The following is a 20197-nucleotide window of genomic DNA, read 5'->3' on the forward strand; positions in this document are numbered from 1 at the left end:
GAATCTGGGTCTTTAGACCAAGCAAAAACCATGGTGCTTTTTCTTGGTCTAAAGACCCATTGCAGCGCGGTCGCGCCTATAGCAGATGGCCTGATTTGCGCGCTTTGGTGGCCAGATAGCCCTTGTTCTGCGCGGTCTGCCCCACCATCAGCGGCACCCGTTCGGACACATCAATGCCGCAGCGTGTCATCATGTCGATCTTGGCCGGATTGTTGGTCATCAGGCGCACGGCAGAAAACCCCATCCGTGACAATATGCCGGCGCCGATGCGAAAATCGCGTTCGTCGTCCTCAAAACCGAGGCGGTGGTTCGCCTCGACCGTATCGAAGCCCTGATCCTGAAGGGCATAGGCGCGCATCTTGTTGGCCAGACCGATGCCGCGCCCCTCCTGGTTCAGGTAGAGCAGCACGCCCGCGCCTTCGGTACCCATCTGGGCCAGCGCGGCGCGCAGCTGCGGGCCGCAATCGCATTTGAGGCTGCCCAGAACGTCACCGGTAAAGCAGGCAGAGTGGAGGCGCGTCAGGACCGGCGCGTCGCGGTCCGGCCGACCGATTTCGATCGCGTAATGCTCTTCGCTGCCGTCTTCGGGGCGAAAGACGTGGACGCGGCCTGCATGACTGGCCTCCATCGGGACGCGGGCGCTGACGACAGGATGGGGCGGGCTGGACAGGCGCATGGCGGCGTCTGCCGCTTCGGCGGGCAGGATCGTCAGGCCGGCATCGGCGGCATACCGGGCGGCGTCGCCGAGCGGCAGGACCAACGCGGCGGGCAAAAGGCGCGCCGCCTTGACCAGACGCAGGGCAAGGCGGTGCAGCCCCGCATCGCCGCCGCGCTCGGTGCGAAAGGGGCCTTTCATCGGGCTTTTCAGATCGTCCTCGGGGCTGGCGGTGGCTGCGATCCAGGCGCGATCCGCGTCCTGCGGCAGCAGGATACGGGCCAGATCGCCATCATAGGCGCGCGCCTTCAGCGTTTCGGCACGGCGTGCGGTGACGGCCAGAGTCATTTCCGCATCTCTACCGGTCGCCAGCGCGCGCAGGTCGACGAGGCGCGCGGCGTCCAGCGTCTCGGCTGCTGCGATCAGCGCGCCGCCGTCGACGCCGCGCAGCGCGACGGGCAGGCCCATGGCCAGATCGCCGCGGGCGCGGCCCAGAAGGTGGGTTATGTCGGGTCTAAGGCTCATCTGCGGTCGCGCTTGCATGGGGTCCGGTGCCGGGGTCACCTTCGGTCTAGTCGCTTTCGCGCGGGATTGAAACAAAAGGTGCAGCCGCAACACTAGCCCGTGATAAGGTTGTTGCATTCCTTGCCCTTGGGGCAGGCAATGCGCATCTGCGCTGCAAGGCAAACGGAGGGCACGATATGGCACAGCTGAAGAAAATACTGCTGGTGGATGACGACGAGGATCTGCGCGAGGCGCTGGGCGAGCAACTGGTGATGACCGAGGATTTCGACGTGTTCGAGGCCGGCAACGGCGCCGAGGCGATGACGCATGCCAAGGATGCGAACTATGATCTGATCATCCTCGATGTCGGCCTGCCTGACACCGACGGGCGCGAATTGTGCCGCCTGATGCGCAAGCAGGGCGTCAAAAGCCCGATCCTGATGCTGACCGGCCATGACGGCGACGCCGACACCATTCTGGGCCTTGATGCGGGCGCCAATGACTACGTGACCAAGCCGTTCAAGTTTCCCGTTCTTCTGGCCCGGATCCGTGCGCAGCTGCGCCAGCATGAGCAGTCCGAGGACGCGGTGTTCCAACTGGGGCCATATACCTTCAAGCCGGCGCTCAAGATGCTGATCGCAGAAGGCGACCGCAAGGTGCGCCTGACCGAGAAAGAGACGAATATCCTCAAGTATCTCTACCGTGCCACCGATGGCGTCGTGGCCCGCGACGAGCTGCTGCACGAGGTCTGGGGATATAACGCCGGCGTGACCACCCACACGCTGGAAACGCATATCTATCGCCTGCGCCAGAAGATCGAGCCAGACCCGTCGAACGCGCGCCTTCTGGTGACCGAAAGCGGGGGCTATCGCCTGCTGTCGTAAGGGCCGTTTTTTGTGTGGCGCCTCGCCCGCTCAGGTCCATCACCGGGCCACGATATCCGTTCGCATATGCGGTTATATATGCACCTCCCTGTTGGACTGGCCCCGGCATTTGCCGGGGTCTGTTTTTGGCGTCGGCTGGTACGCCGGGATGCCGCGTGATAGATGCCGGGGCGTCCTTACCTGACCCCCGGAGACGCCCATATGTCCTTTACGCTTGCCACATGGAATATCAACTCGGTCCGGCTGCGCGCGCCGCTGGTCTGCAAGCTGCTGGAGGAAGAGGCGCCCGATATCCTGTGTCTTCAGGAATGCAAAAGCCCGGTCGATCTGATCCCCGTCGAGGATTTCGCGGCACTCGGCTATACCCACATGATCGCGCGCGGGCAAAAGGGGTATAACGGCGTCGCCATCCTGTCAAAGCTGCCGATCACGGATGTCGGAGATCAGGATTTCGCGGCATTGGGCCACGCGCGCCACGTCGCGGGGCAGCTGGAGGACGGCACGATCATCCACAATTTCTATGTCCCCGCAGGCGGCGATGTGCCGGACCGCACGGTGAACGACAAGTTCGGGCAGAAGTTGGATTACCTGACCGAGATGCGCGACTGGTTCCGGGCCGAGCGGCCTGAACGATCGATCCTCGTGGGCGATCTGAACATTGCACCGCGCGAGGATGATGTGTGGAGCCACAAGCAGCTGCTGAAGGTTGTCAGCCATACGCCAATTGAGGTCGAGCATCTGGAAAACGCGATGGAGGCCGGCGGCTGGGCTGATGTCACGCGCGCCGATATTCCGGAGGGGCAGCTGTATAGCTGGTGGTCTTACCGGGCCAGGGATTGGGATGCCGCCGACAAGGGGCGGCGGCTGGATCATGTCTGGGCGACGGGTGATATCGCGACTGCGGCCCATTCCAGCCGCGTTCTGCGCGCGGCGCGGGGTTGGGAAAAGCCCAGCGATCACGCGCCTGTTTTTGCCACATTCGATTTATGAGCGCGGCCGGGGGCGCTGCCCCCGGACCCCCGGAGTATTTGTAGAACATTGAAAGTGCGGGCGGCGCGACGGTGGGGGGCTTGCCCTTGCAAGGCGGGCAACGCTGGGCCATGTAACTGCTGACGCGTAATTCAGCGAACGAGGCGAGACGATATGATAGAGCTAGGTGGCGGGACCCCCGCGAAAGATCTGATCAAGGACGTGGCCGAGGCCGATTTCATGGCCGAAGTGGTCGAGATGTCGCAGACGGTGCCTGTCATCGTCGACTTCTGGGCGCCGTGGTGCGGCCCGTGCAAGACGCTTGGTCCCGCACTGGAGGCGGCCGTGACCAAGGCGGGCGGTGCCGTGCGTATGGCCAAGGTCAATGTGGATGAGAATCAGGCCATTGCCGGGCAGTTGCAGGTGCAATCGCTCCCGACCGTTTATGCATTCTGGCAGGGCCAGCCCATCGACGGATTTCAGGGCGCTGTACCGCCGTCCGAACTGGATGCCTTTGTCGGGCGGGTGGTTGCCGCTGCTGGCGGGGCTGCCGCCGAAGAGGATGCGGGATTTGGCGAGGCGATCGTGGCTGCCGACGAAATGTTGGACGAAGGCGACGCCGCGGGCGCCGCGCAGACCTTTGCCGCGATTCTGGCCGAGGATCCGGGGAATGCCGCCGCATTCGGCGGGATGGCGCGCGCGCACATCGCCTTGGGCGAGCTGGATCAGGCCGAAGCCATCCTGAACGGTGCGCCTGCTGAAATCAGCAGCGCGCCCGAAATCGACGCGGCGCATGCCCAGCTGTCGCTGGCGCGGCAAGCCGAGGGGGCAGGCCCCATCGCCGAACTGGAGGCGGCAGTCGCGGCGAATCCGGCGGACAATCAGGCCCGCTATGATTTGGCGCTGGCGTTGGCCGCCGGTGGACGCAGCGAAGAGGCGGTCGATCACCTGCTGGAGTTGTTCCGCCGTGATCCCGAATGGAACGAGGGAGCAGCCAAGGCGCAGCTCTTCACCATTTTCGACGCGCTGAAGCCGAACGACCCTGTGGCGACGCGCGGTCGGCGCAAGCTGAGTTCGATGATTTTCGTTTGAGGAACCGCTTGGAGTTGCCGACAGCTGTGGCAGGGCTAGATACATCTGCATGACGCTCAAGGCCGATCTTCCAGATCTTATTCCGATCTTTCCGCTGACGGGTGCGCTGCTGCTGCCGCGCGCCCGGATGCCCCTGCATCTGTTCGAGCCGCGCTATCTGGCGATGCTGGACGACGCGCTGAAAACGCCTCAACGTCTGATCGGAATGGTTCAGCCCAACAAGGTGCCGGGCCGGGCCGGGCACGGGCTTCAGACGATAGGCTGCGCCGGGCGGGTCACTCAGTTTTCCGAGACGGAGGACGGGCGCTACATGGTGACGCTGGCAGGCATGTCGCGGTTTCGCGTGATCGAGGAGGTGGAGGGATTCACCCCCTACAGGCGCGCGCGCATATCGTGGTCCGGGTTTGAACGCGATCGCGGCCCGGGCGAGGATGATCCCAGCTTTGACCGCGTTGCGTTTCTGGCGACCCTGGCGCAGTATTTTGATGCGCAGGATTTGCAGACCGATTGGGACAGTCTGAAAGAGGCCGATGACGAGTTGCTGATAAATTCGCTGTCGATGCTGCTGGGATTCGAGCCGGAGGACAAGCAGGCGCTGCTGGAGGCGCCCTCGCTGAGCACGCGGCGCGAGACCCTGATGACGCTGATCGAATTTTCCATGCGCGGCGGTGACAGCGAAGGAGTGTTGCAATGAGTGCGAAAGAAGGCGGTCCCGAATTTGACAGGCGTATGCTGGAGGCGCTGATTTGCCCGCAGACCCACCAGCGACTGGAGTATGATGCGGCGGCTCGGGAACTGATCAGCCGCTCGGCCGGTTTGGCCTTTCCGATCAGGGCGGGCATTCCGATCCTGCTGATCAGCGAGGGGCGCGAACTGGATTGAGGCGCGCATTGGCAGCCCCGGTGGCGTTGAGGCCACACCTTTGTCGTCGCAAACGCAGGGGCGTATATGGGAACTTGCTGGAGACCGCAGGCGTATTACAGTAAGGTGCGCCGTCAGGGCGCCCTGTGCTGCTAAGGTGGCGGGCGGGAATGCAGGGATACAAAAGGATGCGTGCGTGAAGTTCAGAACAGATGTGTCGCGTCTACCGAAATCCTTGGCTATCGCCGTTGTCACGTTGTTTGCAACTGGTGTCGGCGCCCTTGATGGTGTCCGTTTTGAGGTTGTGGGTGGCGACAAGAAGCTGGCCGAAGCGCTCAAAAGCGCATCCTTGGTCGAGGCAGCGAGTCAGGACGGCCGCACGGGTGCGCAGGATATCATCGCCGCCGCAAATGCCGACTATGCCAAGTTGCTGAGTGTTCTTTATGAAAGGGGTTATTATAGCGGCGTCATCAACATCTTCGTTGATGGGCGAGAGGCCGGATCGCTGTCACCCTTTGCCGATATCGAAGGCGTACGCGATGTGGCCATTCGCGTCGATCCGGGGCGCCCCTTCACCTTTGGCGCGACGCGAATTGACCCCATTGCACCGGGCACCGAACTGCCCGAGGGATTTGCCACAGGCCAGCGTGCCCGTGCGCCCATTGTGGGCAAGGCTGTCGACGCTGGCATCGAGGGCTGGCGCGAGGTGGGCCGGGCCAAGGCCGAGTTGGCCGATCAATCCATTGTCGCCGATCACAAAAGCGCCACCCTCGCCGCGGATCTGGCGCTGCGGCCCGGGCCGGTTGTGCGCTTTGGTGAATTGCGGCAGACCACCGACAGTGCCGTGCGTCCCGCGCGTTTACAACAGATCGCCGGGCTGCCAACGGGCGAGCGGTTTTCGCCCGACGCGTTGGAGACATCCGCCAAGCGTCTGCGCCGCACCGGTGCATTCAAATCGGTATCGCTGACCGAGGCAGAAGATCTGCGCGCTGGCGACGTCATGGATATCGAGATGAACATCGCGGATGAGAAACCGCGCCGCTTCGGCTTTGGCGCCGAGATCAACAGCACCGAGGGGGTGGGCCTGTCGGCATTCTGGCTGCACCGTAACCTTCTGGGCGGTGCCGAACGGCTGCGTTTTGACGTGGGGGTCGGCGGTATCGGTAGCCAGACAGGCGGCTTTGAGGGCGGCATCGATTACGAACTGGGCGCCCGGTACGAGCGTCCGGCGACTTTTGGCGCCGACACGACGCTGTTCATCTTTGGCAAGATCGCCCGCGAGGATGAGCCGAACTACCTGTCGGATCAGGCCACGCTGGGCTTTGGTTTTAGCAGAATCGTGACCGAGCAGCTGACCTTGGAGGCGGGGCTGGCCCTGCGGTATTCCGACGAACAGGATTCGCTGGGCAGCCGGGAATTTTTTCACCTGCTGCTACCTGTCAAGGCGACGTATGACAGCCGCGACGTACCGCTGGACCCGGCGCGCGGGTTCTATGCGCAGGCCGATGTGATGCCGTTTGTGTCACTGAATGGCAGCGATTCGGGCGGGCGGGTCTATCTGGATGGTCGGACCTATTACCAACTGGACGAAGGCGGGATGTTCACGCTGGCCGGGCGGTTACAGTTTGGCAGTATTCTGGGCGCCAGCCTGGCGGACACGCCGCAGGAATTCCTGTTTTATTCAGGTGGCGGCGATACCGTGCGCGGCCAGCCCTACCAATCGCTGGGCGTGCCGCAGGGGACAGGCATCACGGGCGGGCGCAGCTTTGTCGGGGCGTCTGCCGAACTGCGGGTGGATCTGGCCGGCAACTTCGATCCGGTGGCGTTCTTCGACGTGGGTTATATCGGCGCCGAAAGCGTTTACGACGGCAGTGGCCGCTGGCAGAGCGGTGCGGGCCTTGGCATTCGCTATGCAACGGGGATCGGGCCCATTCGTGTGGACGTGGGTCTGCCAGTGACAGGCAGCACCGGCGACGGCGTGCAACTATATATCGGCATCGGACAAGCGTTTTGAGGATCCAGTCTGTGACCAAGACAATGACCGCCCGTTTCGCGCAGATCGCCGTTTTGGTGCTGCTGTTGGCCCTGCCGTATGGCGCCGCTGCTCAGGATGATCGCGGGCTGCTGCAAGGTTTTATCGAAGATAACCTGTCGACCGAAGGCCGGACGGTGCATATCGAAGGCTTTGCCGGCGCGCTGTCCAGTGAGGCATCGCTGAAATTGCTGACCATCGCGGACGAGGATGGCGTGTGGCTGACTCTCAAGGATGTCACGCTGAACTGGAGCCGCCTTGCGCTGCTGCGCGGGCGCTTGCAGGTGGCCAAGCTGACGGCGGGCGAAATCCTGGTGCCGCGCCTGCCCAAACCGCAGGAAGGCATCGACATTCCCGATGCCGAGGCCAAGGGATTTTCCCTGCCCGATCTGCCTGTCGCCGTGAATGTGGACGAGATCGCGGCAGAAAAAATCGTGCTGGGTGCGCCGCTGTTGGGTGAAGAGGTCAGCCTGTCGCTGGATGGATCGCTGCAACTGGATGATGGCGTTGGCAGTGCCAAGCTGAACGTCATCCGGCTGGACAGGGACGGGGATAAGGTCGTGCTGGATGTCAGCTATTCCAACGCCGATCACCGGCTGGGAGTCGACCTGACCGTGACCGAGGACGAGGGCGGATTGGCCTCGACGCTGATGGGTATCCCCGGCGCGCCCTCGCTGAAACTGACGGTTGCGGGCGACGCCCCGCTGGATGACTTTACCGCCCAGATCGGTCTGGACACCGATGGCGAGCGGCGTATCGGCGGTACCGTTGCGGTGCAATCCCCCGCGCCGAACCCCGAGACGCCGGATGCACCCGCACCGCTGACATTTTCCGCCGACATCGGCGGCGATATCGCACCGGTCTTTGCGCCTGAATACCGCGCTTTCTTTGGCCGCGACATCGCGCTTGTGGTGCGCGGGTCCAAGCCTGCGGATGGGGGGCTTGGAATTGACACGTTGTCGTTGAAATCGGCGGCACTGGTGCTGGACGGCAGTTTAGAGCTGGACGCGGACAATTGGCCGCGCAGCTTTGATTTGACCGGGCGCATCGCCTCGCAGGATGGCGCGCCGGTGCTGTTGCCGCTGAGTGGGCCGAAGACGACGCTGGAGGGTGCCCAACTGGCGCTGACTTATGACCGCGCCAAGGGCGACGCATGGCGCCTGTCGCTGGATGGCCAGGGGTTGGTGCGGGACGATTTGACACTGGAGGCCGCCCAGATCAAGGGCGGCGGCACGCTGGTGCAGGGCGATGGAAATGGGCCGGGCCAAGTGGATGGCGCGCTGGATCTTTCAGCGACCGGCCTCGCGCTGAGCGACCCGGATCTGAAGGCGGCGCTGGGCGATGCGCTGAGCGGTGATATCGTTTTTGACTGGACGCAGGGCGCCCCGTTTCGCCTGACCACGCTGGCGCTGAACGGGCAGGATTTCAGCATTGATGGCAATGCCGAAGTCACCGGCCTGGCAAAACCCATGGCGCCGCGCCTGTCAGCATCCGTCGCGCTGAAGGCGGCTGATCTGGCGCGTTTTGCGGGCCTTTCTGGCACCGATCTGCAAGGGGCGGCCGACGTACAGATCGATGCGGTGACAACCCCGATGGACGGCGCCTTGGAGGTTTCGGTTCGCGGTACGGCGCAGGATCTGGCTGTCGGCCAGCCCCGGTTGGACCCGCTACTGACGGGACGTACGGTCCTGAAACTGGACGCGCGGCGTGGCAAGGACGGCACGTTCGTGGATCAGTTGCGCGTGACCTCGCCCGCGACTGATCTGACGGCCAGTGTCGCGTGGAAATCCGACGGCTCCACCGCTGATCTGGCACTGGCGCTGAATGACGCGGCATTGATTGCGCCGGGCCTGACAGGACCGGCCAAGCTGAGGGTGGACGCCGATCAGGCCGGCAATGTCTGGACCATCCGTGCGGGCGCATCCGGCCCCGGCGAGGCGGTTCTGACGGCAGATGGAACGGTTGATGTGGTCGGGGGCAAGCCGGGCCTTTTCGAGGGTTCCGCCACAATTGCCGCAAGCGATTTCTCGCGCTACTCGGATATCGCGGGCCGCGATCTGGGCGGTGCGGCCAGCGTGCTGGTTGAAGCGCGCGGAAATGCTGCCGATCTCAGCGGGCAGGTCGAGGTTCAGATGACCGGCCAGGATCTGTCGGTCGGTATCGACGCGGCGGACCGGATCCTGCGCGGGTCATCCAGCGCCCGCATCGACGCGCAGCGCAGCGCCGATGGCGCGCTGACGCTGAGCAAGGGCGTGCTGACGACACCGCAGATCAATGCCACAGTGCAAGGGTTCTACGCCGCAGATGGGGCGGGCGAGGTAACTGCCGATGTGACCGGCAGCGATCTGAACATCGGTATCGCGCAGGTCGACCGCCTGCTGCGCGGCAAATCCAGTGCCCATGTCGAGGCGCTGCGCAGCGCGGATGGTGGGGTTAGCCTGCGCGCCGGTCGGGTGCAAACGGCGCAGATCGACGCAACGGCCAGCGGGTTTATGGCGGCCAATGGCGCCGCCGAGGCCAACGTTGACGTCACCGGCAACAACATCGCCATCGGCATCGCGCAGGTGGACAGCCTGCTGCGTGGCCGCTCGTCGCTGAAGGCTGATGTGGCGCGCAAGCCCGACGGCACGCTGGTCATCAGCGGCGCTGATCTGAACACACCGCAGGTAACTGCCGCTGTATCCGGAACGGTCGGAACCGACGGAGGCGCTGCGGCGCAGTTCGACGTGCGGCTGGCCAATGTCGGGCTGTTGGCGCCGGGCATTCAGGGGCCTGGAACGGCCAAGGGCACGGTCCGCGGCGACGGGTCGGGCTATATCATCGACACCGACGCGACCGGCCCCGCGGGCATCGCGGCCAAGGTGACAGGCCGGATCGGCAATGACGGCAATCTGAACCTGGACGCGCAGGGCAAGGTGCCGCTGGCGCTGGCGGATGTCTTTATCAGTCCGCGCCGCCTGTCGGGCATCGCCAATTTCGATCTGGCGGTGAACGGCCCGCCCGCGATCTCATCCGTGACGGGAACTGTCACAACGAACGGCGCCGGGCTGGCGCTGCCCAAGATCAAGCTGGCGCTGCAGGGCATCAATGCCAGTGTTCGCCTGACCGGCGGCGCCGCGCAGATCGACGCGAGCGCAGGGGTCAATACCGGTGGGCGGTTGGCGGCGAACGGGCGCATCGGCCTGAGCGCGCCGTTTCAGGCGGATCTGGCGGTGGAGCTTCAGGAGGTCGGCGTAACCGATCCGGGGCTTTACGCGACGACGGCGAACGGGCGCATCACGTTCAACGGTCCGGCGACGGGCGGCGCGAACATCGCCGGTGCGATCAATCTTGGCGAGGTTAACGTGCAAATTCCCAGCGGCTCCCTGACCGCAGGCGTCGATTTGCCGGGACTCCAGCATATCAATGAGCCTGCCGCCGTGCGCCGCACCCGGGCATTCGCCGACATGCTGAGCAGCGGTGGTGAGGGCGGGCCGGGCACCGGCAACGGCAACGGTGGGCCTGTCTACGGGCTGGATGTGCGGGTGAACGCGCCAGCACGCATATTCATCCGGGGCCGTGGCCTCGACGCCGAATTGGGCGGCGCGCTGCGCCTGCGCGGCAGCACTGCGCAGGTGATCCCCGAGGGGCAGTTCGACCTGCTGCGCGGGCGGCTTGATATTCTGGGCAAACGGTTGGACCTGACCGAGGGATACCTGCGCATGCAGGGCAGTTTTGTGCCGTTCCTGCACCTAGTCGCACAGACCACCAGCGGCGATGTGCAGATCCTCATCGGTATTGACGGCCCCGCGAACGAACCCGAGATTACCTTTACGTCGCAGCCGGAACTGCCGGAGGATCAGGTCGTATCGCAGCTGATCTTCGGGCGCGACCTCAGCCAGATTTCGGCCTTTCAGGCGATTCAGCTGGCCTCGGCTGTGGCATCGTTGGCCGGCAAGGGCGGCGGCGGCGTGGTGGGCAAGCTGCGCAAGGGCGTTGGTCTGGACAACCTCGACGTGACAACAGGCGAGGACGGCACGACCGAGGTGAAGGCGGGCAAGTACCTGTCTGAAAATATTTATTCCGAGGTCGAGGTCGATTCAGATGGCCAGACGCAGATCAACCTGAATCTTCAGATCAACAAGCGGCTGAAGGCCAAGGGCAGCTTTGGCGCCGATGGCAACAGCGGTCTGGGTGTGTTCTTTGAGAAAGATTATTGAACGGGCACCTTGGAGATTGGAGAGCGCGCAGGCGCGCGCCCGTCGGCTTCACCTTAAACTCGGGCGTCTGGACAGGCCGCGCTCATAGCCCGAACCTCATTTTGCACTCTTTGCGCAGCGCAAGCCTTGCGCTAACCTGCCCTGAAACGATTTAGGGAGGACGCCTCATGCAGATGAGCGATACGCGCGAGATTTCGGCAGACAAGGCCATCGTCTGGGCCGCACTCCTCAATCCTGAGGTACTGAAGGAATGTGTGCCCGGCGCCTCCGAGGTGACAGGCACCCCCGAGGACGGGTTCGAGGCGGTCGTCACCCAAAAGGTCGGCCCGGTCAAGGCAACGTTCCGCGGGACCGTCACCGTTTCGAACGTGGTCGAGGGCGCCGCGCTGACCCTCACCGGCGAGGGCAAGGGCGGCGCGGCAGGCTTTGCCAAGGGCGCCGCCAATGTGCGGCTGGACGAGGCGGATGGCATCACCCGGCTCAGCTACGATGTCCAGGCCAAGGTGGGCGGCAAGCTGGCACAATTGGGCAGCCGTATCGTGGATGGTTTTGCCAAGAAGATGGCCGACCAGTTCTTTACCCGGCTCGAAGAGGTGATCGAAGGGCCGAAAGAGGCGGATGAGGCCCCCGAAGCCGAGAAAAAGGGCTGGCTGAAAAAGCTTATCAGCTAAGCTGGGCCGCCATACGCGCCATCGGTCGAGACATGGCCACCTCTTCTTCGGTCCGTTCGCGCGCGCCCAACTGGTCCCCCCCCCTGCACCGACGATGATGATTGGATCGCCCATTCTGGATACCTCTTTGCCCGGCGCAGCATAGCCGCGCCGGATGGCCCCGCAAGGGCGGCGCGCCCATTCCGATTGCCATGGCGGCCGATTACGTTAGGTTCCGCGCAATCAGGATGGCAGGAGGTCACGGAATGGCGGCGATCGTTGACGTGCAGAATATGGGCAAGGTCTATGACGGTGGGCACGTCGCGCTCAAGGACGTGTCGCTTAAGATCGAAGAGGGCGAGATCATCGCACTGCTCGGCCCCAACGGCGCGGGCAAGACGACGCTGATCTCGGCGCTGTGCGGTATCGTCACGCCCTCCAGCGGGCGCGCGACGGTGGGCGGGCATGACGTGGTCACAGGCTATCGCAAGGCGCGCGCGATGATCGGGCTTGTGCCGCAGGAAATTGCGCTGGAGCCGTTCGAGAAGGTCATCAACACGGTGCGCTTTTCGCGCGGCCTGTTCGGCAAGACCCGCGACGACGCGCTGATCGAAAAGATCCTGCGCCAGCTCAGCCTGTGGGACAAACGCGCATCGCGCATCCGCGAATTGTCGGGCGGGATGAAGCGCCGCGTCCTGATCGCCAAGGCGCTGTGCCACGAACCGCGCGTTCTGTTCCTGGACGAACCGACCGCCGGTGTCGATGTCGAGCTACGCCGCGATATGTGGCAAATCGTCGAAGATCTGCGCAAATCCGGCGTGACCATCATCCTGACCACGCATTACATCGAAGAGGCCGAGGCGATTGCCGACCGCATCGCCGTCATCAACAAGGGCCAGATCCTATTGGTTGAACCCAAGGCCGATCTGATGGCGCGCATGGGGCAGAAAACCCTGCGCATCGACCTGATGGAGCCGCTGGAGACAGTGCCAAAGGCGCTGGCGCAGTATGACGTGACGCTGTCGGGCGACGGCGCATCCCTCAACTACACGTATGACACAGGCGGCGAGCGGACGGGCATCACGCGCCTGTTGCAATCGCTGGCCGCCGAGGGGCTGGCGCTACGCGACATCCACACCAAGCAAAGCAGCCTCGAAGAGATTTTCGTCGGGCTGATCAAGGAGGGCGAGGCATGAACCTGCCAGCGATATGGGCAATCTATCTGTACGAGATGAAAAGATTTTTCCGCACCTTGATGGAAAGCCTGCTGTCACCTGTCATCTCGACCTCGCTCTATTTCGTGGTGTTCGGCGCCGCCATCGGCAGCCGCATCGACCAGGTCGAGGGCATCAGCTATGGCGCGTTCATCGTGCCCGGTCTCATCATGCTCAGCGTGATGACGCAGGCGATCAGCAACGCGTCCTTCGGAATCTACTTCCCGAAATTCATCGGAACGATATTCGAACTGCTGTCGGCGCCAGTCAACTTTCTGGAAATTGTTCTGGGCTATGTCGGGGCAGCGGCGACGAAATCTCTGCTGATCGGGATTGTGATTTTGGTGACGGCCGGGTTTTTCGTGGACATCCAGATCATGCACCCATGGGCGATGCTGGCGTTCCTGTTGCTGACCTGCATCAGCTTTAGCCTGTTCGGATTCATCATCGGAATCTGGGCGGAGAACTTTCAGCAGTTGCAACTGATCCCGCTCTTGGTCATCACGCCGCTGATCTTCCTTGGCGGCGCGTTCTATTCCATTTCGATGCTACCCGAAAACTGGCAGACCGTGGCGCTGTTCAACCCGGTCGTGTACCTCGTGTCGGGGTTTCGCTGGTCATTCTTCGGCACCGCCGATGTCGGCGTCGGCTGGTCGCTTCTGGCCATTGCGGCATTCACCGGCATCTGCATGGGGGTCGTCTGGTGGATCTTCAAGACCGGATACCGGATCAAATCATGAGCTTTGGGCGCCGCAGGCCCCGATATTTTTGCACTAAGGCGCAGCGCCCGTGTACTGCCGCCTTGTTTCGCAGGCCTTTGGATTATACATCGCAAACATGATAAAATGGTCCACGCTCAAATCCCGCCTGCCGTTCACCAAGAGCACCCCGCGCGTCGCGGTCGTGCGTCTGAGCGGCACCATCGGCACTGGCCGCATGGCCCTGAACGACGAGGCGCTCGCGCCGATCCTCGAAAAGGCGTTCAAGAGGGGCAAGCCCAAGGCCGTCGCGCTGCTGATCAACTCGCCCGGTGGCTCGCCTGTGCAATCGTCGCTGATCGCGTCGCGTATCCGTCGGCTGGCGGATGAAAAGGGCGTCGCGGTTCACGCCTTTGTCGAGGATGTGGCCGCATCGGGCGGTTATTGGCTGGCTGCGTCGGCAGATGACATCTGGGTCGATTTCGGCTCGATCGTCGGGTCCATCGGTGTGATTTCGTCTGGCTTCGGCCTGCCTGTTTTCCTTGCCCGGCAGGGGATCGAGCGGCGGGTTCATACCTCGGGCAAGTCCAAATCGACGCTGGACCCGTTCCTGCCGCAGAAGGAAGAGGATGTCGAGCGGCTGAAACATATCCTTGAGGACATGCACAGCGGTTTCATCGCCTATGTCAAGGAACGGCGCGGCGCGGCGTTGGCCGACAATCCGGCGCTGTTCACCGGTGAATTCTGGCTGGGCCGCCGCGCGGTCAAGCTGGGGCTGGTCGATGGCGAGGCGCATATGATGCCCAAGCTGCAAGAACTGTACGGCAAGGATGTCCGCCTGCTGACCTATGGGCGCAAGAAGGGTCTGCTGTCACGCTTTGGCGCCACCATGGCCGAGGATGCGATGACCGCCGTCGAGGCCCGCGCGCAGTACGCGCGGTTCGGGCTGTGACGCTGTGATCGTCAAGATCGTCGTTCTCTTTCTGGCCGCGATGGCCGTGCTGGCAATGTTCGGGCGCTTCCGGTTTCCGGGGCAAAAGCGTCTGTCGTCCGCGAAATGCCCGCGATGCGGAAAATTCAAGATCGGCAAAGGGCCCTGCTCCTGCCAGAAGGGTATAGGTAAATGAGCGTCTGGTTACTTGCGGGGCTGGGCCTGGTGATCCTGCTGCTGGCCGGCGATGCGCTGGTCAAGGGGGCGGTCAACCTCAGCCTGCGCGTCGGAATTCCTGCGCTGATCGTCAGCCTGACAGTGGTTGCTTTTGGCACATCAGCGCCCGAGTTGCTGGTTTCGATCAACGCGATCCTGCTGGACAAGCCGGGGCTGGCGCTGGGCAATGTGGTGGGGTCAAATACGGCAAACGTGCTGTTGGTGCTGGGGATGCCGGCGATCCTGTCGGTCCTGCACACCAGTAGCTGCGATACGCGTAAAACCTATATTTTCATGCTGATCGCCAGCATTTTGTTCGTCGCTCTGGCGTTCGTTGGCATCTTTACGTTCTGGTCGGGGCTGGTCCTTCTGGCGGGGCTCGCGGTCGTCATGGCAATCCTGGCGCGGGATGCACGCAATCACCGCCGGGCCGAGCGCGCAAACCCCGCAGAAGAGGTCGAGGGCGCCGACCCAAACATGCCATGGTGGCAGATCATTCTGTTTTTGGTGCTGGGCCTTGTCGGGTTGCCGCTGGGCGCGGATATCCTGATCGACAACGCGTCGATCATCGCCATCCGATTTGGCGTCAGCGACGCCGTGATCGGCCTGACATTGGTCGCGCTGGGCACGTCCCTGCCGGAACTGGCGACCACCGTCATGGCCGCGCTGCGCAAACAGGCGGATGTTGCGCTGGGCAACGTCATTGGATCCAACATGTTCAATCTTTTGGGGATTATCGGCGTCGCATCCCTGGTCGGGCCGATTCCGGTCGATCCTGAATTTCTGACGTTCGATCTGTGGGTCATGCTGGCCGCCTCGCTGATCCTTGTTCCGTTCGTGTTCTTCAAGGCCGATATCGGCCGGGTTTGGGGGGTGCTCTTGACCGCCGCGTATCTGGCCTATGTCACCATCGTATTGATCTGACCCCCAAGCAGGAGGCCGCGCATGGGACGGGCATTGGTAACAGGTGCGGGCAATCGGCTGGGCCGTGCGATGGCGCTGGAACTGGCCCGGCAGGGGCATGACGTTGCCGTCCACTACCACAGCTCGGGCGAGGGCGCGAAAGCGGCCGTTGCGGAAATTCGCAAGATGGGCCGCAACGCTGTGGCCCTGAGAGCCGATCTGCTGCAAGAGGCCGAGGTGACGCCGCTGATCCCGGCCGCCGCATCCGCGCTGGGCGGGCCGATGACGGTTCTGATCAATTCTGCCTCGATATTCGAGTACGACACGCTGCAAAGCGCCACGCGTAACACTTGGGATGATCATTTCGAATCGAACCTGCGCGCGCCATTCGTTCTGATGCAGGAATTGGCCGCGCAGGTGCCGGACCCGGTGAAGGACGCGCATGGCGAGCCTTTGGCGCAGGGCCTCGTGATAAACATGATCGACCAGCGCGTGCAGAAGCTGACGCCCGAATTCATGACATACACGCTGGCCAAGATGGGCCTCTGGGCACTCACTCAGACAGCGGCGCAGGCGCTGGCGCCGCGCGTGCGCGTCAATGGCATTGGTCCCGGCCCCACCCTGCGCGCCACCCGCCAGAGCGCGGCGCATTTTGCCGCACAGCGCGCCGCCACGGTGCTGAAGCGGGGCGCGAATGTGAGCGATATTACCGGCGCGCTGGCGTATCTTCTGAACGCCCCCGCCGTCACCGGGCAGTTGATCTGCGTCGATGGCGGGCAACATCTGTGCTGGCAGACTCCGGATGTTCTGGGGGTCGAGTAGACCTTTAAGTTGCACTGCCCGACGAAAGTTCTGCACCGGGCGAGGGGTTTTCACGAAACCGTTACAAAGACTCCAATGATATCAATATATTGCAGTGCGGCATAAAAATAATGTAATGATTCCAGGCCGTTGTGTATGTGCCTAAAAAATAGGCAAACCGGGGAAGTCTGCTGTGAACAAGAGAAAATTGCAGATGGCGCAAAGTTACCCGCAGACTTATCCACAGAAAACGGGGACAGGATTCCCCTTGTCTCGGCCGCGGCAAGATTGCAGCCAGCCAACAGAATCATATCTATAGACCCATGACTGATCAAACCCCGCAAACACCCGCTCCGACCGGTCACAAGGTGATCCAGTCCTACCTGCGCACGCTGGACGGCTCGCCCGGTGTTTACCGCATGCTCGATGCGCAGGCGCGGGTGCTCTATGTCGGCAAGGCGCGCAATCTCAGGGCGCGGGTGTCCAGCTATGCGCGGCCCACGGGGCATACGGGCCGCATCATGCGGATGATTGACGCGACTGCGTCGATGATGTTTCTGACCACGGCGACCGAGACAGAAGCGCTGCTGCTGGAGCAAAACCTGATCAAGCAGCTGAAGCCGAAATACAACGTGCTGCTGCGCGACGACAAATCCTTTCCCAATATCCTCGTGACGAAGACGCACGACTATCCGATGATCAAGAAGCATCGCGGCGCCAAACGCGAGAAGGGCGCCTATTACGGCCCCTTCGCCAGCGCCGGGGCGGTCAATCGCACGCTGGCGCAACTACAACGGGTGTTTCAACTGCGCAACTGCACGGATTCGGTTTTCGAGGCGCGCACGCGTCCTTGTCTGCAATATCAGATCAAGCGCTGCACGGCGCCCTGCGTGGGCTATATCTCGAAGGATGACTACAAGGCGCAGGTCGGCGACGCCGAGCGATATCTCAGCGGCAAATCCACCGAGATACAGGAGAAGCTGGCAGGCCAGATGGCCGAGGCATCCGAGGCGATGGAGTTCGAGCGCGCCGCCGCCCTGCGCGACCGGATCAAGGCGATGACGCAGGTGCAGACCGCCCAAGGGATCAACCCGCGCAGCGTGGACGAGGCCGACATTATCGCCCTGCATCTGGAAAATGGGCAGGCCTGCGTTCAGGTTTTCTTTATCCGGGGTGGGCAGAATTGGGGCAACCGTGATTTCTACCCCCGCGTCGGCGTCGACGTCGAAGTGCCCGAAGTGCTGGAGGCGTTCATCGGCCAGTTCTACGATACCAAGGAGCCGCCCCGTCAGCTGATCCTGTCGAACGAGATCGAGAACCCCGACCTGATGGCCGAGGCCCTGACCGGCAAGCTGGGGCGCAAGGTGACGCTGATCGTTCCGCAGCGCGGCGAAAAGGCCGAACTGGTCGAGAGCGCCTTGCGCAATGCGCGCGAAAGCCTGGCGCGCAAAATGGCCGAGAGCGCGACACAGGCCCGCCTGCTGCGCGGCGTCGCGGATGCCTTTGATCTGGGCGCTGCGCCCCAGCGGATCGAGGTCTACGACAACAGCCACATTCAGGGGGCGCATGCCGTGGGTGCGATGATCGTCGCGGGCCCCGAGGGGATGATGAAAAACCAATACCGCAAGTTTAACATACGCGGCGATGACCTGACCCCCGGCGACGATTTCGGCATGATGAAAGAGGTGCTGGAGCGTCGCTTCAAACGTTTGTTGAAGGAGGACCCTGACCGGACCAAGGGCACTTGGCCCGATCTCTTGCTGATCGATGGCGGGGCTGGGCAGGTCAGCGCCGTGCGCGGCATCATGAACGCCATGGGCGTGAGCGAGATCCCGATGGTCGGCGTCGCCAAGGGGATCGACCGTGATCTGGGCAAGGAGGAATTCCATCGCACCGGCCAGCGCCCCATCGCCCTGCCGCGCAACGATCCTGTGCTGTATTTCATTCAGCGCCTGCGGGACGAGGCGCACCGTTTCGCCATCGGCACCCACCGGGCCAAGCGATCCAAGGCGGTGAGCGCAACCCCTCTGGACGATGTGCCGGGCGTGGGCGCGGCGCGCAAGCGCGCATTGCTGGCGCATTTCGGCAGCGCCAAGGCCGTCAGCCGCGCCAATCTGGCCGACCTCAAGGCGGTGGATGGTGTCTCCGAAGGGTTGGCGCAGAAGGTTTACGACTATTTTCATGAGAAGGGCTGAGATTCACAACGGGAATGCGTTCGCGGTTGTTTTCCTACGGGAAATCGTCAGTCGCCGCGGTATTGTGGGGCTTTCGCAGCCTCGCATTGCGGGGTAGACATGGGCCTATGACATGGACCGTGCCGAATATCCTGACGTTACTGCGCCTACTGGCCGCGCCCGGCGTGGCGGTCATGTTCTTGTATTTCACGCGCCCATATGCCGACTGGTTCGCATTGATCCTGTTCGTTTCGGCGGCGGTCACCGATTGGTTCGACGGCTACCTCGCCCGATCCTGGAAGCAGGAAACGCGGCTGGGCGCGATGCTGGATCCTATCGCCGACAAGGCGATGGTCGTGATCGCGCTGATGGTCATTGTCGGATATTCGACAATGTCGCCTTGGCTGGTTCTGCCCGCAACCGTGATCCTGTTCCGCGAAGTGTTCGTGTCGGGACTGCGCGAATTTCTGGGAGACACCGCCGGGACGCTCAAGGTGACGAAGCTGGCCAAGTGGAAGACAACCGCGCAGATGGTCGCCATTGCCACGCTGTTTGCGCAGGGCGTGTTCGAGGGGCTTGGCTGGAAATTGGCCGGCCTGCACTACACATGGTATGCCGGGCTGTGGCTGTTGTGGCTGGCGGCGGTTCTCACGCTGATATCGGGCATCGATTACCTGCTGAAATCGCTGCCGTATCTGAAGGATGATCGCTGATGGACGTTCTTTATTTCGCATGGGTGCGCGAGCGGATCGGACTGCCGCGCGAGACGGTTCAGACGGGCGCCGCCACGGTGCGCGATCTGGTCGGCGAATTGCGCGCGCGCGAGGCGCGGTATGACGCGGCCTTTGCCGATATAAGCGCCCTGCGCGTGGCCGTCGATCAGGAACTGGCGGATTTTGACACGTCTCTGGCAGGCGTGCGCGAAGTGGCGTTTTTCCCGCCCATGACCGGTGGCTGAGCGGGTGGATATCCGCGTACAGGAGGCGCCATTCGATTACGGCGCCGAGGCGAATGATTTTGCCGCGCGCCAGACGGGAATGGGGGCTGTCGTCACCTTTGCCGGTATCGTGCGCGATCTGGACGGTACGTTGGATCACATGCGGATCGAGCATTACCCGGGCATGACGGAAAAGGCCCTGCACAGTATCGCCGAAGATGCGCATACGCGCTGGGATCTGGGGGGCAGCCTGATCATCCACCGCCACGGGCGGCTGGGACCGGACGACATGATCATGATGGTCGCTACCGCCTCGCGCCATCGCAAGGACGCGTTTGAGGCGGCGATGTTTTTGATGGATTATCTGAAATCCCGTGCGCCGTTCTGGAAAAAAGAGGCGACCGAGGGCACCACGGGCTGGGTTGCTGCCCGGACCGAGGATGAGGACGCGCTGGATACCTGGCGCAAGTAGCGCTT

18 protein-coding genes are annotated in these 20197 nt (G+C 63.0%); 17 read left to right on the forward strand and 1 reads right to left on the reverse strand.

The genetic code is table 11. The features are described from left to right. Window positions 1–76: 76 nt before the first annotated feature. Entirely contained in the window at window positions 77–1180 is a 1104-nt protein-coding gene (gene ribA / locus FGD77_RS09535) for a GTP cyclohydrolase II (protein WP_255008902.1), read from the reverse strand. 176 nt (window positions 1181–1356) lie between these two features. On the opposite strand from ribA, the gene FGD77_RS09540 reads away from it, so the two are divergent. From FGD77_RS09540 to FGD77_RS09620, 17 genes are all read left to right on the forward strand, one after another. Continuing rightward, the gene (locus FGD77_RS09540; RefSeq protein WP_255008903.1) at window positions 1357–2043 is read left to right on the forward strand and encodes a response regulator transcription factor; all 687 of its coding nucleotides are present in this window, start codon (window positions 1357–1359) and stop codon (window positions 2041–2043) included. A gap of 201 nt (window positions 2044–2244) precedes the next feature. Further along, window positions 2245–3033, forward strand: a complete 789-nt coding sequence (locus tag FGD77_RS09545; protein WP_255008904.1) for an exodeoxyribonuclease III — start codon at window positions 2245–2247, stop codon at window positions 3031–3033. 153 nt (window positions 3034–3186) lie between these two features. Next, a complete protein-coding gene (locus FGD77_RS09550) occupies window positions 3187–4104 on the forward strand; it encodes a co-chaperone YbbN (RefSeq protein WP_255008905.1) in 918 nt (305 codons plus the stop codon). A gap of 49 nt (window positions 4105–4153) precedes the next feature. Next, window positions 4154–4798, forward strand: coding sequence for an LON peptidase substrate-binding domain-containing protein (locus FGD77_RS09555; RefSeq protein ID WP_255008906.1), 645 nt, complete (start codon window positions 4154–4156; stop codon window positions 4796–4798). Further along, window positions 4795–4986, forward strand: coding sequence for a Trm112 family protein (locus FGD77_RS09560; protein ID WP_255008908.1), 192 nt, complete (start codon window positions 4795–4797; stop codon window positions 4984–4986). Before FGD77_RS09555 ends, FGD77_RS09560 begins: the two co-directional genes overlap by 4 nt. A 175-nt stretch (window positions 4987–5161) precedes the next feature. Continuing rightward, the gene (locus FGD77_RS09565) at window positions 5162–6979 is read left to right on the forward strand and encodes a BamA/TamA family outer membrane protein (protein WP_255008910.1); all 1818 of its coding nucleotides are present in this window, start codon (window positions 5162–5164) and stop codon (window positions 6977–6979) included. An 11-nt stretch (window positions 6980–6990) separates the two neighbouring features. Next, complete coding sequence (locus FGD77_RS22440; protein ID WP_255008922.1) at window positions 6991–11196, forward strand: translocation/assembly module TamB domain-containing protein; 4206 nt, start codon at window positions 6991–6993, stop codon at window positions 11194–11196. Window positions 11197–11363: 167 nt separating this feature from the next. After that, window positions 11364–11867 (forward strand): CoxG family protein, encoded by a 504-nt coding sequence (locus FGD77_RS09575; protein ID WP_255008924.1) that lies wholly within the window; start codon window positions 11364–11366, stop codon window positions 11865–11867. 245 nt (window positions 11868–12112) lie between these two features. Next, window positions 12113–13042, forward strand: coding sequence for an ABC transporter ATP-binding protein (locus tag FGD77_RS09580; protein WP_255008925.1), 930 nt, complete (start codon window positions 12113–12115; stop codon window positions 13040–13042). Further along, window positions 13039–13800 (forward strand): ABC transporter permease, encoded by a 762-nt coding sequence (locus tag FGD77_RS09585; protein ID WP_255008926.1) that lies wholly within the window; start codon window positions 13039–13041, stop codon window positions 13798–13800. Before FGD77_RS09580 ends, FGD77_RS09585 begins: the two co-directional genes overlap by 4 nt. 97 nt (window positions 13801–13897) lie before the next feature. Continuing rightward, window positions 13898–14710 carry a S49 family peptidase gene (locus FGD77_RS09590; protein ID WP_255008927.1) on the forward strand — a complete coding sequence of 271 codons (813 nt, stop codon included), beginning with the start codon at window positions 13898–13900 and terminating at the stop codon, window positions 14708–14710. Window positions 14711–14881: 171 nt separating this feature from the next. Further along, window positions 14882–15829 (forward strand): calcium/sodium antiporter, encoded by a 948-nt coding sequence (locus tag FGD77_RS09595; protein WP_255008928.1) that lies wholly within the window; start codon window positions 14882–14884, stop codon window positions 15827–15829. A 21-nt stretch (window positions 15830–15850) separates the two neighbouring features. Then, entirely contained in the window at window positions 15851–16630 is a 780-nt protein-coding gene (locus tag FGD77_RS09600; RefSeq protein ID WP_255008930.1) for an SDR family oxidoreductase, read from the forward strand. A gap of 302 nt (window positions 16631–16932) precedes the next feature. Then, a complete protein-coding gene (gene uvrC / locus FGD77_RS09605; protein ID WP_255008932.1) occupies window positions 16933–18804 on the forward strand; it encodes an excinuclease ABC subunit UvrC in 1872 nt (623 codons plus the stop codon). A 107-nt stretch (window positions 18805–18911) separates the two neighbouring features. Further along, complete coding sequence (gene pgsA, locus FGD77_RS09610) at window positions 18912–19496, forward strand: CDP-diacylglycerol--glycerol-3-phosphate 3-phosphatidyltransferase (protein WP_255008935.1); 585 nt, start codon at window positions 18912–18914, stop codon at window positions 19494–19496. Continuing rightward, window positions 19496–19741, forward strand: a complete 246-nt coding sequence (gene moaD, locus FGD77_RS09615) for a molybdopterin converting factor subunit 1 (protein ID WP_255008937.1) — start codon at window positions 19496–19498, stop codon at window positions 19739–19741. Before pgsA ends, moaD begins: the two co-directional genes overlap by 1 nt. Before the next feature lie 4 nt (window positions 19742–19745). Then, window positions 19746–20192 (forward strand): molybdenum cofactor biosynthesis protein MoaE, encoded by a 447-nt coding sequence (locus FGD77_RS09620; RefSeq protein ID WP_255008939.1) that lies wholly within the window; start codon window positions 19746–19748, stop codon window positions 20190–20192. Window positions 20193–20197 lie beyond the last annotated feature (5 nt).

The organism is Roseovarius sp. M141 (assembly GCF_024355225.1).
In the GTDB taxonomy this organism is placed as follows: domain Bacteria; phylum Pseudomonadota; class Alphaproteobacteria; order Rhodobacterales; family Rhodobacteraceae; genus Roseovarius.